Annotated in this window: 14 protein-coding genes; 11 read left to right on the forward strand and 3 right to left on the reverse strand. The window is 62.5% G+C overall.

What is annotated here, in order from left to right; genetic code table 11:
* Positions 1 to 4 precede the first annotated feature (4 nt).
* The 3 genes from GRI99_RS09425 to GRI99_RS18700 all read left to right on the forward strand — a co-directional run bounded on the left by GRI99_RS09425 (position 5) and on the right by GRI99_RS18700 (position 2940).
* On the forward strand, positions 5 to 1408 hold the full coding sequence (locus tag GRI99_RS09425) for an NAD(P)/FAD-dependent oxidoreductase (RefSeq protein ID WP_160771796.1): 1404 nt from the start codon (positions 5 to 7) through the stop codon (positions 1406 to 1408).
* Positions 1409 to 1833: 425 nt separating this feature from the next.
* Entirely contained in the window at positions 1834 to 2607 is a 774-nt protein-coding gene (locus tag GRI99_RS09430; protein WP_160771797.1) for a hypothetical protein, read from the forward strand.
* 162 nt (positions 2608 to 2769) lie between these two features.
* The gene (locus tag GRI99_RS18700; protein WP_230292605.1) at positions 2770 to 2940 is read left to right on the forward strand and encodes a CPBP family glutamic-type intramembrane protease; all 171 of its coding nucleotides are present in this window, start codon (positions 2770 to 2772) and stop codon (positions 2938 to 2940) included.
* A 182-nt stretch (positions 2941 to 3122) separates the two neighbouring features.
* Here the strand turns inward: GRI99_RS18700 and GRI99_RS09440 are convergent, their stop codons facing one another.
* The 3 genes from GRI99_RS09440 to GRI99_RS09450 form a co-directional block, all read right to left on the reverse strand.
* Positions 3123 to 3992: a sterol desaturase family protein gene (locus GRI99_RS09440; protein WP_237438257.1), complete on the reverse strand. Its 870-nt coding sequence runs from the start codon at positions 3990 to 3992 to the stop codon at positions 3123 to 3125.
* Positions 3992 to 4414: an EF-hand domain-containing protein gene (locus tag GRI99_RS09445; RefSeq protein WP_160771798.1), complete on the reverse strand. Its 423-nt coding sequence runs from the start codon at positions 4412 to 4414 to the stop codon at positions 3992 to 3994. The genes GRI99_RS09440 and GRI99_RS09445 overlap by 1 nt, the downstream gene beginning before the upstream one ends.
* Positions 4415 to 4551: 137 nt before the next feature.
* A complete protein-coding gene (locus GRI99_RS09450) occupies positions 4552 to 5160 on the reverse strand; it encodes a hypothetical protein (protein WP_160771799.1) in 609 nt (202 codons plus the stop codon).
* 194 nt (positions 5161 to 5354) lie between these two features.
* On the opposite strand from GRI99_RS09450, the gene GRI99_RS09455 reads away from it, so the two are divergent.
* The 8 genes from GRI99_RS09455 (at position 5355) to mobF (ending at position 15105) form a co-directional block, all read left to right on the forward strand.
* Complete coding sequence (locus tag GRI99_RS09455) at positions 5355 to 6062, forward strand: response regulator (protein WP_160771800.1); 708 nt, start codon at positions 5355 to 5357, stop codon at positions 6060 to 6062.
* A complete protein-coding gene (locus tag GRI99_RS09460) occupies positions 6062 to 7354 on the forward strand; it encodes an ATP-binding protein (RefSeq protein ID WP_160771801.1) in 1293 nt (430 codons plus the stop codon). The genes GRI99_RS09455 and GRI99_RS09460 overlap by 1 nt, the downstream gene beginning before the upstream one ends.
* A 28-nt stretch (positions 7355 to 7382) precedes the next feature.
* Positions 7383 to 7592: a hypothetical protein gene (locus GRI99_RS18485; RefSeq protein ID WP_237438275.1), complete on the forward strand. Its 210-nt coding sequence runs from the start codon at positions 7383 to 7385 to the stop codon at positions 7590 to 7592.
* Between the two features lie 267 nt (positions 7593 to 7859).
* The gene (locus GRI99_RS09465) at positions 7860 to 8258 is read left to right on the forward strand and encodes a single-stranded DNA-binding protein (protein WP_160771802.1); all 399 of its coding nucleotides are present in this window, start codon (positions 7860 to 7862) and stop codon (positions 8256 to 8258) included.
* A gap of 312 nt (positions 8259 to 8570) precedes the next feature.
* Entirely contained in the window at positions 8571 to 8792 is a 222-nt protein-coding gene (locus tag GRI99_RS09470; RefSeq protein WP_160771803.1) for a hypothetical protein, read from the forward strand.
* Between the two features lie 673 nt (positions 8793 to 9465).
* A complete protein-coding gene (locus tag GRI99_RS09475) occupies positions 9466 to 9795 on the forward strand; it encodes a hypothetical protein (RefSeq protein WP_160771804.1) in 330 nt (109 codons plus the stop codon).
* Positions 9785 to 12151, forward strand: a complete 2367-nt coding sequence (locus GRI99_RS09480; protein WP_160771805.1) for a type IV secretion system DNA-binding domain-containing protein — start codon at positions 9785 to 9787, stop codon at positions 12149 to 12151. Before GRI99_RS09475 ends, GRI99_RS09480 begins: the two co-directional genes overlap by 11 nt.
* A gap of 44 nt (positions 12152 to 12195) precedes the next feature.
* The gene (gene mobF / locus GRI99_RS09485) at positions 12196 to 15105 is read left to right on the forward strand and encodes a MobF family relaxase (protein WP_160771806.1); all 2910 of its coding nucleotides are present in this window, start codon (positions 12196 to 12198) and stop codon (positions 15103 to 15105) included.
* The last annotated feature ends 99 nt before the right edge of the window (positions 15106 to 15204 follow it).

The raw sequence follows: 15204 nt of genomic DNA on the forward strand, positions 1-15204 counted from the left end.
CAAAATGAAACGAATAAGTTTACATATCATCGCTCGTCGCAGTAGGAAGACCCAATTGCAAGGCCAAACGCTTTCGCTGAACCTGTCTCATCCCGAATCGGCGAACCGCCCCCGGGTCGTCATCGTCGGCGCCGGTTTCGGCGGCATGGCTGCAGCGCGCGCTCTTCGCGGCAATGCCGCGGAAGTGACGCTGATCGACCAAACCAATCATCACCTGTTTCAACCGCTGCTATACCAGGTCGCGACTGCGGCGCTTTCCCCGTCCGACATCGCTACGGCCACCCGTGTGCTGATGCGCGGCGTGTCAAACCTAAGTGTGTTGATGGCGGAGGTTACAGGCGTCGATATCAGGGCGCGCTCGGTGCTGCTGCGCGATGGGCATCGGTTGTCATACGATTATCTCGTACTCGCCACGGGATCGGCCTCGAGCTTTTTTGGACAGGACAACTGGCGCGAACACACGTTGGTTCTCAAGACGATTGAGGATGCGCTTGCCATCCGCGCGCGGTTGCTGGAAGCGTTCGAGCGGGCCGAGCAGTCGACCGACGACGCAGAGATACGACGCCTCCTGACTTTTGTTATTGTTGGGGGCGGCCCAACTGGCGTGGAACTGGCTGGGACCATCTCCGAACTCGCACGCGCGACTTTGGCGCGCGATTTCTCTCGCATCGATCCGCGCGACACGCGGGTGGTCCTATGCGAGGCGGGCGGCCGTTTGCTGTCGGGTTTCGATCCCGCGCTTTCGACCTATGCGGCCGAAGCTCTAACCTCGATGGGGGTGGAGGTGCGGATTGGCACGGCCGTCGAGGCAATCGATCCCACCGGCGTGGTGCTCGGTAGCGAGCGGATAGATACCGGAGCCGTGCTGTGGTGTGCCGGCACTGAGGCCCGTCCGGCTGCTGAATGGCTTGGAATCGATGGGGTCCGCAACGGGGCTGTAACGGTCCGGTCCGATTGTTCGGTGCCGGGTCATCCAAACATCTTTGCGATCGGGGACGTCGCAAGTTTCGAAGCAGGCGGCGGCGAGCGCTTGCCGGCTCTTGCACCAGTTGCCAAGCAGCAGGGCACATATGTCGGGAAGCTGCTCGCGGCCCGTATCGCCGGTCGGCGCGAGCCCGGCGCCTTCCGCTACCGCGACTATGGTACCATGGCGGTGATCGGGCGCTCGCGTGCGGCGGCGCAATTCGGCAGGCTCCGGCTCACGGGATTTCTCGCCTGGCTGGTCTGGTCACTTATACATTTGATGCTGCTTGTGGACTTTCGCAGCCGCCTAGTCGTCTATGTCAACTGGGCTTGGGCATGGTTTACTTACGGACGCGGGGCGCGGTTGTTGACGGGATCAACCACAAGCGATGCCCGGCAGCCGCCGCTCAGGGACGCAGAAAGCGGGCGACCCGATGACAAGTAGCGGTCTCAGCCAATATTCAAATAGTTGACCATGATGAAAGCATGCTCCCGCACCGCCATTAAGGACCATTCGAAGGCTCGCTTGGCCTCGCTATCCATCACCTGCAAGTTGTCGCGACCTAGCTTGCACTTGATCGCAGGAAGCGCTCGAAGCCAAACCGCATCTAAGATCAGCGTATCTGTGTTTGGCGTCGATCTACCTCAGTTGACTAAGCAGCGGTAGGCATGGCGGTCGCATGAAGACCGAACGGCTTCGGCGACACTACGGGCCGGATGTCGAGCAATTGCAACGGGTGCTTTACCGCCAGAAAGCCATCGTTCGATCAATCAGAACTTGTTCGTCAGGTGGACGGCTCGAAGTGGGTGGAACGCGGAATAGCAGGTAATCCGATTTCAACCATCGAAAGCTGCCGCTAACGTGGCGGGATGATCATCGCTCATCTCGACTTTATGATCCGCGCCGGGGCCATCTGCACGATGCTTTTGCTAGCATGGCTCCTGCTTCGCCAGCACCGTCACGTTCGTATGCCCGCCATCCTGTTCGCACCGATGGCGCTGTGCACATCCGGTTTTGTCGCGGGCAATACGCCGATGTCTTCGTTAATACCGGCCGGCTCAATCGGTGCCGTCGCTCATGCCGCAAGCGACTTCACCGTCGCCTTCCTGTGGTGGTTCTGCCTCTCATGTTTCGATCGCCAGTTCGGGCTGCGCGGCGGGGTGCTGGGCGTCGGCTTGGTTTGGACGTTCCTTGCCGCTCTGGATCGGGGGCTGTTCGGCCAAGCTTTCGCCAGCAAAGGGCTATCGATATTTCTCGTGGCTCTGGGTTTCGCCATAGTCGTGCATCTTGTCTCGCGACTTCTTGCCGAGCGCCGGGGCGACTTGATCCAGCAACGGCATGACGCCAGCTCCGTGGTAGTAATCCTCCTCAGCGGGATGCTGTTCGTCGATCTTGCGGCAGACGCCATGTTTGGTTTCGCGTGGCGCCCGCTTGCCTTTTCGATGGCTCAGAACGCAATGGTGCTTACATTCGGCTTATGGTTGGCGGGCCGGCTTCTGGTCGTGCGTCCGGCGGTGTTGACCTTCGACGTAGCGGAAACCGGTCCGTCATTCGATCAACCAGTGCCGCAGCTGAGTAGCCGCCGCACTCTATTGCGCCTTCTTTGTCGTCATAGCTCTCATCTTCCCTGGAGACCCGGCTAGCGGCGAAGATATCGCGTTTCAGCTTACCTTGCCGGGTTTGGAGGAGGAGCTCTTCCATCGTGGCATCCTGCTGTTCGCGCTGAATCAGGCTTTCACCGGAAGGAGACGGTTCCTCGGGTCGATTGGGGATGGGGCGCGGTCCTGTCGTGCTTCCTGTTCGGATTGGCACATGCCTGTGGCTTCTCGGACGACAGCTTTGCCTTCGATCCCATCACGATGGCGCTGACGGCAATCCCAGCCTTTATCGCGGTCTGGCTGCGTTTGCGCACCGGAAGCCTGCTCCTGCCAGTTCTGCTTCACAATTTCGGCAATTCGCTCTCGTTCATCGTGTGAAGATGTCTTCCCGGAATGACCGCTTCCGGGATCAGCATTCTGCCCGTGAAATGACCGCATTTGGGCGCAAAGCGGCTGTATAACATCAATCCGCAGCATTTGGCTCTCAATGCTGCCCGCACCGCTTTATCGGTGACTGGCGCCACCTAGGCATGGACCTTCCCGGCACCGTCCCGAACCGGTCATGCACGAGAACTCTCGGCCAGCCTTTCGCTGTCCGCAGGGCTCGCAAACAGCACCGCCACCTTCTGCCGCCAGCCAGGCACGACCAGAACATCGTGCCATAAGGCGCCCAGCTCGTGCAGGCCGATCCGCAGGGGATTGTTGCTCTCTAAACGGTGCACCAAACCGTAATCGAGCCTTCGGCCCTCAGGCTCGGCCCGATACGTCCCGAACAGCCGGTCGAAAACGATCACCACGCCGCCGAAATTGCAATCGAGATAGGCCTCCTCCCGGCTGTGATGCACACGGTGGTGCGATGGCGTGTTGAGCACCCATTCCAGCGGCCCGAGCCGTCCGACCAGTTCGGTATGGAGCAGGTACTGGTAGAGGAGGTTGATGCCCAGCAGCCCCATGACCATCGCTGGTGGAAAGCCAATCAGCACCAGCGGAGCAAAGAACAGCCAGCTTCCCATCAACGGTCCGAACCAGCCGAGCCGGTAAGCACTGGGCAAAACGAACTCATTGGCGGAGTGATGAACTGCGTGATTGGCCCAGAACCAGCGGATCATATGACTGCAACGATGGAACCAGTAATAGGCGAGTTCGACGCCCAGGAAGCACGCCACCCATATGCGCCAGTCATCCATCGGCATCCGCCATGGCGCCAGCCACGAAAGTGCGAACAGAACCGTGCCTAACACCAGAGCGCCGATCTGCTTGGGCACAATACCCAGCACCATCACGCCCAGGCTGGCGGCGGCGGAGCCGAGGTCATATCCCCGTCCCAAGCCCCAACGCCGCCAGATCAATTCAGCCAGGGCCAACGCCAGGGCCAGCGCCAGTATGAACGGGCGGTATTCGTTGGCTCCGCTCATGAAGTCGGGAGACATCACCGCTTCTTCGCCATATCTTCGAGCGTGGCGCGCGCGACCTGCAACTCGGAGGTAGTTACGACATTATCCTTGTTGGTGTCGGCCATGTCGAAGGCGGTGGTCGGACCATTGGCGAACTCGCTGCGGGTGACCACACCATTGCCGTCGGCATCCATGGCGGCCGTGTGCTGTCTGATCATTTCCGCGATACGCGCCATGCGCGGCAGATCGCTGTCGCTCAGTACACCGTTGTCGTCGCGGTCGAGCCGATCGAATTGCTGGGCACGATAGGTGAGAAACTCGGCCTTCGAGACATTGCCGTCGCGGTTGCTGTCCGCCTTGGCCATCTGCTCCATCATACGCGAGCCATCCTGTGCTTGCGCGATCGGTGCGACGGCGACGGCCAACGTTACGAGTGTCAAAGTAAACAAGGTCTTCATGATTATGCCTTTTCTGGGAAAATCGCTTCTGGCCGGGTGCATGACCCCGGTCGGCTCCGGGGTTGGGGGAGGGGCTGACGGGACAAAACCGTCCGGGGTCATGCGTTCGGGTGTCGGGTTGGTGCAATCGCCCGCGATCAACGCGTCGGACAAGTGACCGCAGCGCCGCTGGCGTCGGTGCAGCTGTAGCTGTGGACCGGCTGGCCGGTCGCAGGGTCGATGGTCGTGGTACCGTTATAGGTGATGCCCGAGGCATTGCCGGTGATCGTCGTGTCGCTGCCGCCGGCCCAGCTGCCGTCGGCATTGCGGGTGTAATTGCTGCTGGTCGAGGCACTGCCCTGCTCGCCATTGGCAGAGGTCGAGCCGCTGCGGGTAAAGCCCTCGCCACGGGTGCCGCTGGTGCTCGACTGGGTGGTTGCAGTCGCACCGTTCGCCGCCTGCACGGCCGCGCCGCGCTGCGAGGAATAGGCGCCGGTCGTCTCGTCATAGGTCGCAGTGCCGGCGCGAACGGCGCGGCCGCCTGCAGCAGTGCGGCGTGCGCCGCCGCTCGCCACGGTCGTGGAGCCATCGGCATTCTCGACCTTGCCGCGACCGCGGACCACGGCGCCACCATTGGCATTTGCGGCAGCGGTTACGGTACCGTTCTGGCCGCGCGCCTTGATGCGGGCCTGCTGCGCATCGGCGGTGCCCGCCACCATCATCGCGGCCATGGCGGCAACGGCGGTCATCATCTTGAAGGTCTTCATCTCGGGTACTCCTGCTTGTGTTCGGGCAGGACCGCCATGGCCCTGCTGACAGGGGTCTTTCACCACACAGGTGTATCGAGGAAATGACGCAAAACCGGCGAGATGCGACCGCCTGTGACGGCGCGGGCTGCTTGAAACATCTCGTAACATCCTCGCCTCGCCACGCCCGAAAAGACGTGGCAGAAGATGCCGCGATGAGCACGAAACCGCCCCGACTTCTCGTCGTCGATGACGATCCCGAACTTCGCGGCCTGTTGCAGCGCTTTCTGAGCGAGCACGGGTTCAAGGTTCGCACTGCCTCCAGTGGATCGGAGATGGATCGCGAATTGAGACGCGAACCGGCCGACCTGCTTGTGCTCGACCTGATGATGCCGGGCGAGGACGGGCTGGCGATCACTCGCCGTCTGCGCGCCGATGGCGAAAGCATCCCGATCCTGATGCTGACAGCGCGCGGCGATCCGGTCGACCGGGTGCTGGGGCTGGAGATGGGCTGTGACGACTATCTGGCAAAGCCCTTCCTGCCGCGTGAACTCGTCGCTCGTGCCACCGCGATCCTCCGCCGGATGACACCATCCGGTGCGTCGGTCGTCGAGGAGGCGATTGCCTTCGGCCCCTTCAGTCTCGACGTGACCGGGCATCGATTGAGCCGAGACGGCGCCGAGATCGCGCTGTCCTCGCGCGAATTTGCCTTGCTGAGTACCCTGGCCCAAGCGCAGGGGCGCACTTTGTCGCGCGCAACGCTGGTCGAGCGGGCGATCGGCCGCGATGCCGAGGTGACCGACCGCGCCATCGACGTTGCCATTGCGCGGCTGCGCAAGGCCATCGGCGATGACCCGGCCAACCCGCAGTGGGTGCGGACCATCTGGGGTGCCGGCTACATGCTGGCCACGGGCAGCGAGTGATGTTCCGCTCGCTGTTCGGGCGTAATTTCGCGCTGCTGGTGGTACTGGTCCTCATGGCCCAGCTGGTTGCGGGCGTCGCGGTTTCCGTCTTCGTGATCCGCCCGCAACTGGACCGCGCCACCTCGATCGTCGCCGACATGGTCGACAACCTCTCGGTGACGCTCGATGCCGTACCGCCCGAACAGCGGGCCGCCGTGATCGAGCATTATGCGCAGCAACGTTCGGCGATCATCCTGCCCGACGGGGCCGAGCCGCGCGGCGAGAACAAGCGCCCGCGCATGCTGGAGCGCGCCTACCTGGGCATGCTCGCCAAGAGCCTGCGCGGACAGGAGTCGATTACCTGGCGGATGGACGAGAACAGCCGCTTGTGGCTCCACCTGCGCCTCGGCGGCGAACAATACTGGATGGCGCTGGAAAGCCCGCGCCTGTGGACGCCCTTCACCACGCTGAGCCTCGTCATGGCGATCACGCTGGTGGCTGCGACGCTGGCGGGCTTCCTCGTGCAACGGCGCCTGTCCGCCCCGCTCGAACGCGTGGCCCGCGCCGCGGACGCCTTCGATCCGCAGCGTCCGCATGCGGCTTTGCTGGAGGACGGGGCGACCGAGATCGCCCAGCTGTCCGCCTCGTTCAACCGCATGGGCGAGCGACTGGGCGCGGTCGAGCGCGAGCGCGAGATCATGCTCGCCGGGATCAGCCACGATCTGCGAACGCCGCTGGCCAAGCTGAGACTCTCGCTGGCGATGATGAAGGGCGAGGATGCCGACCTGCTGGAAGGCTGCGACCGGCAGGTCGATACGATCGATCTCATGCTCGGCCAGTTCTTCGACTTCGCGCGGGGATTCAAGGACGAGCCGGTGGCCGACTGCACACTCGCACCTGTACTTGCCGAGGCGGTGGCTCGGGCGGATGGCAAGGACGTCGTCACGGTGGACTGTCCAGCCGAACTTGCCATCTCCATTCGCGCCGAGGCGCTGACGCGCGGTCTCAGCAATCTCATCCGCAATGCGCTGGTCCACGGGACACCGCCGATCAAAGTGTTGGCGAGCCGTGATGATGCAGGCGTCGAGATCAGGGTCACCGATGCCGGACCGGGCTTTCCCGCCAGCGCGGAGGCGCGACTCCTCAATCCCTTCGTGCGCGGCAACGAGGCGCGCAGCACAGCCGGATCGGGGCTTGGCCTCGCAATCGCACAGCGTGCCGTGGCGGCGAACGCCGGATTACTTCACTTCGAACGCGACGGAGGTTTTAGTGCTGTGATGACAATCGATCGCTCGAACGGTGACCACCGATGAAGAACGTCCGCTTGCAGGAGCTTTGAATTTGGCCGCTTCGGTCCGCAATTGCGGCGCAATGCCGACGCAAGCCGAGCCAGAATTGGACCGGGGCAAGCGCTTTGCATTGTGGTCGTTCCTGCACATGTTCGGGTCCGCCCCCGATCTCGATGTGGCGTTCGAAAGCGAAGAAGACCGGGAGGCGGCGCGCAACTTCATGGATCTCCTGGCGGCATCGGAGGGCGATGGGGAAAGCTGATTGCGGCAGGTTCCTGGCACCTTCAGACCCGCACCCGATACCCATCCGGCTTTCTTCGCGAACAGTCCTGAACCAGGTCAGCTGAGGACGGCAACCCGTTCCTTTCCGGCCGTGTTGGCAGCTGCGCTGCCTGCCCGCACCACCCGTCATGAACAGGTTTCCCTTGGAGCTTCGCTCCTGCGGTGCAGTCCTCCCATGCCCTGCTTCTTCTGGATGTTCGCAAGCCGGAGATGGTCTCCGGTTTGAGGAACTGAAGGAACTTTCATCATGACCAATATCGCAATCCTCACCGGCCGCATCGCCCGCGATCCCGATACCCGCGAGACCAAGGGCGGCACCAATGTCACCGGGATCACCGTCGTCACCGATCGCCCCGCACGCGACAAGGACGGCAAGACCTACAAGGACGAGAACGGCTACACCGCCAAGGAAAGCGAGTTCCACCGGGTGACCTGCTTCAACGGCCTCGCCAAGACAGTCGGTCAGTACTGCTCCAAGGGTCAGTTGGTCAGCGTCCAGGGCCGCATCCACTACACCCAGTGGGAGGACAAGGACGGGGTCACCCGCTATGGTACCGAGATCCTCGCCGACAAGGTCGACTTCCTCTCCCGCGGCAACGGCTCGGGTGACGACAACGACAACACCGACGCTCCCGATATCGACTGATATCCATCATCATCATCGATCCCCCTCAGAAGGGCGCTGTCCAGACCGGACAGCGCCCTTCTTTTGTTGTTCGAACTCTCTGGCGGGGGAGGGGGCTTGGCTCACGGTTGTCCTATTCTGATGGGCGTGCAACCGGCGCGTCAAGGACGGCAGGGTCCCCCCATTTTGCCTCCCCTTCGCTGCGCTAAGGTCCGACAAAATCGTTACCCCTACCGCCGCTATCGCGGTCGCCCGTGGGGCGATCCCTGACCCGCCGGCCGCACGCCCATCCGTCCTGCTCCTGCCGTCAACGGCAGACATCAGGAGGATACAATGGCTACGCAATTTCAACGCACCTCGACTTCGGATCGCTACTTTGCTGCACTGGCTGTGGCGGAACGTCGGGCGCTGCACAGTTTCTTCGATCAGCACATCGTTGAGGAAAAGCGCCTTGGATATTTTGCCTTGGACGAGGGCGACTACAACGCTCTTCCGGCGCACCTTGCAGCGCGCGTGGTGCACACAATCCACGGGGCGATGTCAGACGAGTTCTGACCGCACGAAGAGGGCAGGGGTCGGCAACGGCTCCTGCCCTTTTTTCTTGTTCGCCGAGCCGCAACTGTTGACCAATATGCCGAACCTGACCTCGGTGGAAAGGGACGTGAAGAACCGCACGTGGTGTCCGACATCAACGCGTCTGGTGAATGCTATCTGGTCCCCGCCGCGACACCAATCCGGGGTGCTTTGTGATTGGTTTCCAGATGGTTGTGGAGATCGACCTAACGCATTCAGCCGACCACGATTTCCGCCGATGTAAGGCCAGTTTGTAGCCCAGAGCAATTTTGGGCTAAAATCTCGCGTTGTCCCAGCAACGCCCGTTTGCTCTCGCTCCGAAAATAAGAGCGCAAAAACAATCTATTGAACGGGACTGGCGAGCTACTGGAGACGTCCGCGCAATTGGGAACTTGACAGGCACACCGTACGCAGCGGTGCTGCCGTGTATTTGTGTTTATCTTCAACAGGATGGATGCGATTTTCAGGGTGTGCAGTAACTGATCCCCGGGCGATCCATGATCCGCCGCCATGATCCGCCAGAGGATCATCGTCATCGAAGGCATTGAAGTTAAACGCGAACTTTTCGTTTTCCTACAGGTCGACTGCTGCGTAGAGTGATCCTCGCCTTCCGCAGGGTGGACCAGGTTTCTTGTTGTTCAAGGAGCTTGGTACAATGCAGCATTATACGAAAATCCAGACCTATGTTCCGCCGCTGATTGCGGACTGGATCAGGGAGCAGGCGCGCCTCAAGGAGACCAGCGTCAGCGTGGTCATGCGCGACCTACTGGTCGCCGCCTGGAACCGCGAAAGTGACCCTGCTTCGCGCTCGTCAGGTACCGATCCGACGCGGCAACTGGTGTTCATGACCGTCGCGCTCGACGCCCTTCTGATGCACCATGACGACCCGGCTTTGCGTGAACGTACGCTCGCTGCTTACCACCGCCGGCTCGCAGCGCTGGGCCTCATTGCCGCTCCCGCCAAGGGAGGCAACGATGAAGCATAGTCTCGTCAACTTCACCCGTGGCAGCCAGCTCCTCGGCCACTTCGGCTTCATGTTTGCCGCAGGGCTCAAGGGCCCGCTGTTCCTCACCATTACCCTCATGCTTGGGCTTACCTGGTGGGAAGTAAAGACCAGCCTGTCCGAACACCAGGTCTACCTCCTGTGGATGCATGTCTACGTCTCGGCCTATACCTTCTTGGAGTTCGATCCCGACAAACTCGTGCACCTCAAACTGGGCAATGGCGATTTGGTGTCGTTCCCGATGCGGGTCATCACCGACTATCCCCCGATGCGCGAGGCTGCCGCCGCCTTCGCCAACGCGGTGCGCTCCGCGCTCGTCATTGCGGGCGTGGTGCTCCTGCCGCTGTTCGCCTTCTTCTGGTGGTTTGCCGAACGCTTCGGCGAACGCTCGAAGCAGAAGAAGCACGTGCGCGGCGCCTCGCTCGTCACTCTGCCCGAACTCGAGGATGAGCTTGCCCGCCATAACGCTCGCGAGCGCGCCGCCGAATATGGTGACAGCCTTGGCTGGCGCTGGCGGCTTGTCGGGGCCAAAGCCCTGCATGAGGCAGGCTATTACGCGCCCGCGCATCTTGCCGGGGTGACCTGGCCGTGGCGCCGCGAACAGAGCCACACCATGCTCGTCGGGACTACCGGGACGGGCAAGACCGTGGCCCTCACCGAGCTGGTCGCCGAGATCCGCAAAAGACGAGAGCGGGCAGTCATTTTTGATCTCACGGGGGCCTTTATCGAGACATTCTACGATGCCGATACCGACGTGATATTGAACCCGCTCGATGCCCGGTGTCCGGCCTGGAGCGTGTTCAACGACTGCACCACGCGCACCGAGTTCCATGCCGCAGCCGAGTCCCTCGTGCCTCACGATGGCGGCGGTTCCGAGCAGTTCTGGGTGCTCGCCGCGCGCACCATGTTTGTCGAGACCTGCGTCAAGCTCGCGGCTGAAGGGCGAGGCAGCAACCAGGCGCTCGCCGACGAACTGATGAACGCCGACCTCACCGATCTGCACAAGCTGCTCGAGGATACCATGGCGGGTCCTATCACCACGCCGACCGCTGCCAAGATGGCGGAATCGGTGCGCGCGGTGTTCAACGTCAACGCCAAGGCGATGCAGATGTTGCCCGCCGACGGCGCGCCATTCTCGGTCCGCCAATGGGTGCGCGGCGAGGGCGAGGCCGGCTCGCTGCTGTTTCTCTCAGCGCGCTATGTCGACATGAGTGTGCTCTCGCAGTTGCTCACCTTGTGGCTTGATACCGCAATCAACACGCTGATGACCGGCAGGCGCACGCGAGACGTCAAGCTGTGGTTCCTGATCGACGAGCTCGGGGCGTTGCACCGCCTGCCATCACTCGAGAAGGGCCTCCAGACCGCGCGCAATTTTGGCGGCGCCATCGTCACCGGGGTCCACGCCTTCGCCAAGCTGAAGGACGTCTACGGCGAGAACATGGCCATGACCTTGTCGTCGCTCTCGCGCACCAAGCTGATCCTTGCGACCTCCGATCGCGAGACAGCGACCTGGTGTTCCGATGTCATCGGACACCGCGAGGTGCGGGAAATGGAGGAAGGCTACAGCTATGGCTATAACAATGCCCGCGATGCGGTCAGCCTGACCCCGCGCCGCCAGGTCGTGCCGCTGCTGTTGCCCGACGAGTTCATGGAGCTGCCAAGTCTGTCGGGGTTCATCAAGTTCCCCGACGGCTTTCCGGCGGCGCCCGTTACCCTGTCCCCGCGCAAATGGCCGCGCGTGGCTGAGGGGTTTATTGCCCGCGATCTGGAAACGCCATCGCCGGACACAAAGCGGCCCGTTGGTCGTCAGACTGGGGCTACCATGGGCGCTTATCAGCGCGATGATGGTCATCATCATGATGGCGATCACAATGGCGATCATGGCGACGAAAGCGCTGACGAAGGCAGCGACCCGCGGCGTATGGCAGGCAAGCGTCAGGCGCCCGCTAACAAGCAGAAGGTGCGCGCATCAGGCAGACAGGTTTTGCCAAAGCGGAACGAGCGCCAGCCAAAGGGCGGACCGAAAGATCGACACAAGACCATCCTCGACGATCAGGCCCGGGTTGCCGGGAAGGTCGCCAGTAACGCCACGCCTGCCGGAAAGAAGGAGGGGGCGGCTCAGTGCGAGTTGCCACTGGGTGAGGCGAAGGCAGAGCCAGCCAATCGCATTGGTTCATCCCGGACCGATGCTCCCGATCCGCAGGCCGCCAATGAGGCTTCAAAGGGCCGCAACAAGGCCGAACAGCGCCAGCACGAGGAGCAGCAACGCGCCTTGCTTGGCGGTGCTTCGAAGCCGGACCAGGCTCACGACATCGGCAATGTCGATCCCGAGATCTGATCGGGCAGGGAGGGGCCGGGAGGGCTGACCAGGATCCATGATCGATGCTGTCCGTTGCCAACGTCCGCTCGGCCTCGGCCGCTGCCAGCTACTTTGCCGCCGACAATTACTATGCCCGCGTCGATGCGGACCGCTCGGGCCAATGGCTCGGTAAATGCGCAGACTTGCTAGGCCTCAAGGGCGAGGTCGAGACCGCCGTCTTCGATGCTCTGCTGCGCGGCGAACTGCCCGACGGGAGCAGTGTCGGCAATCCCGGGCAGAGGCACCGTGCGGGCACCGATCTGACTTTCTCGCTGCCCAAGAGCTGGTCGCTGCTGGCGCTGGTCGGCAAGGACCAGCGGATCATCGAGGCCTATCGCGAAGCGGTCATCGAGACGCTCGCCTGGGCCGAAAGGAATGCCGCCGAGACCCGGCTTGTCGAGCAGGGCAAGCTGCGAACCGTTGCCACCGGCAACCTCGCGATCGGCCTGTTCCAGCACGACACCAACCGCAACCAGGAGCCGAACCTGCATTTCCATGCGGTTGTCGCCAACGTCACGCGCGGGCCTGATGGGGTGTGGCGCACTCTCAAGAATGACAAGCTCTGGTCGCTCAACACCCTGCTCAACTCGATCGCCATGGCGCGCTTTCGCACCAGCATTGAGAAGCTGGGTTATGAGGTCGGGCCAACCCTAAAGCACGGCAACTTTGAGGCGAGGGGGATCACCAGCGAGCAGCTGATGGCGTTCTCCACCAGGCGGCAGGAAGTGCTCGCGGCGAGGCAGGGACACGGCCTCGAAGCCGGACGGATCGCGGCATTGGCTACCCGTGCACCAAAAGACGGCGTGGTCGACAGGGGAGTTCTCGGAGAACGATGGGAGGCGGCTGCGCAAGACGTGGGTCTCGATCTCAAGCCGCTGGTCGCGGCGGCGCTGCTCAAGTCCGGGCAACAAGACAAGGCAGCAAGCCGTCCCGCCAATCTGATCGAGCGGGGGAGGGCGCTGCTCGCCGAGTTCGCTGCCCGTATTCGCGGCGACACCCGCGATAAGCTGGTTCCATCCGCCGTGGTGAAAGGTGATCGGCAGAGCATTGCCGCAGCCCAGGCGGTCGCCTCGGGCGTGCGCCATCTCTCGCAGCGTGAAGCCGGCTTCGAGCGTGTGGCGCTCTACAAGGCTGCACTCGACTTTGGCCTGCCGACGACCATCAATCATGTCGAACGCGCGGTTGGCGCGCTGGTTCGAACCGGCCAATTGATCGAAGGGAAGGGCGCACACAAGGGTTGGTTGGCGAGCCGCGAGGCGGTCGAACTGGAGACCCGTATCCTGGCGTTCGCCGGGGAAGGGCGTGGGGCAATAGCGCCGTCCCTGACCGACACGGAGGCTGTCGAGCGCGTGCAGGCTTCGGCAGCGATCAACCACGGCTTGTCTCTCAACGAGGGCCAGCTCTCGGCCGCCCGGCTTATCCTGACCTCGAGCGATCGTATCATCGCGATCCAGGGTGTTGCCGGAGCGGGCAAGTCGAGCGTGCTGAAGCCCGTGGCCGAAGTGCTCGCCGAGCAGGGACATCCGGTGATCGGACTCGCGGTGCAGAACACGCTGGTCCAGATGCTCGAGCGGGACACGGGCCTCCGTTCGCAGACGCTTTCTCGGTTCCTCAAGGACTGGGGCAAGCTGATCGACGATCCGGGACCTGGCTCCCATCAGGCCGAGGCGAAAGCAGCGCTGGGCGATCATGTGCTGGTTCTCGACGAGGCTTCGATGGTCTCGAACGCCGACAAGGAACGGCTGATCCGCATCGCCAATCTCGCCGGAGTCCATCGTCTGGTCCTGATGGGCGATGACAAGCAGTTGGGGGCAGTCGATGCCGGCAAACCGTTCGCGCTGCTCCAGCAGGGCGGGATCGCCAAAGCCGAGATGTCGGTCAACCTGCGCGGGCGTGATCCGGTGCTGCGGCAGGCACAGGCTGCCGCCCAGGCTGGTCTGGTCCATGCCGCTCTCGACCACCTCAGGGAGTATACAGTCGAAACCAAAGGGGAGGGGGCGATCGTTGCCGCCGAACGCTGGCTAGCGCTGTCGCCTGCCGAACGGGACCAGACGATGATCTTCGCCTCGGGCCGCCGCATACGGTCCGCGGTAAACGAAGCAGTCCAGCGAGGCCTCCTCGCCAATCGCGATATCGGCCCCGAAACGATCACGCTGGGCGTGCTCGATCGGGCCAATCTGACCCGCGAGGAACTGCGCTATCCTGCTGCATATCGCCCGGGCATGGTGCTCGAGGTCACAAAAAGGGAGCGCTCGCTCGGCCTCAAACGCGGCGAGTACAAGGTGGATGCCATCGACGCGGCCAAGGGCACCGTCCGGCTGATCGACATGGATGGGCGGCTGCATCGGCTCCGCCCGTCACAGGTCAGGAATACCGGCAAAGACGACAATCTTGCCTTGCACGAGGAGCGCCAGCTCGAGCTTCATCGTGGTGACCGAATTCGCTGGACCCGCAACGATCACGAGCGCGGCTTGTTCAACGCCGACCGTGCCACAATCCTTGCTATCGAAGTTAACCGCGTGACGGTGGAGACGGCAAAGGGTGACCGTGTCGAGTTCAAAGCCGACGATCCCATGCTCAAACGGCTCGATCTCGCCTACGCGCTCAATGCCCATATGGCACAAGGGCTGACCTCGGATCGCGGGATTGCAGTCATGGACAGCCGCGAGCGCAATCTGGCCAACCAGAAGACCTTCCTCGTAACCGTGACCCGTCTGCGTGATCATTTGACCCTGGTGATTGACAGCGCTTCGCGGCTCGGTGGGGCGATGGCGGAAAACAAGGGTGACAAGGCTTCGGCGCTGGAGGTGACGGAGAGATTGCGAGCTGCAGCGCTTACGGGATCTGCCAGGGGGCATGAAACTGAGACACCTTCGCGATCACGGGAAGAGCTCCAGCGAGAGAAGAGCAAGGCATTGGATATCGGAATTTAGCGGCGATGCGAGGGCTGTGGGTCCTAGAATGTCCGACCGCAACCGCATGAAAATGTGGGTCTATGTGAGGGTCTGTTACTTTTATGGCTAGTAAATATG

The sequence above is a fragment of the Alteraurantiacibacter buctensis genome (genome assembly GCF_009827655.1).
Lineage (GTDB): Bacteria > Pseudomonadota > Alphaproteobacteria > Sphingomonadales > Sphingomonadaceae > Alteraurantiacibacter > Alteraurantiacibacter buctensis.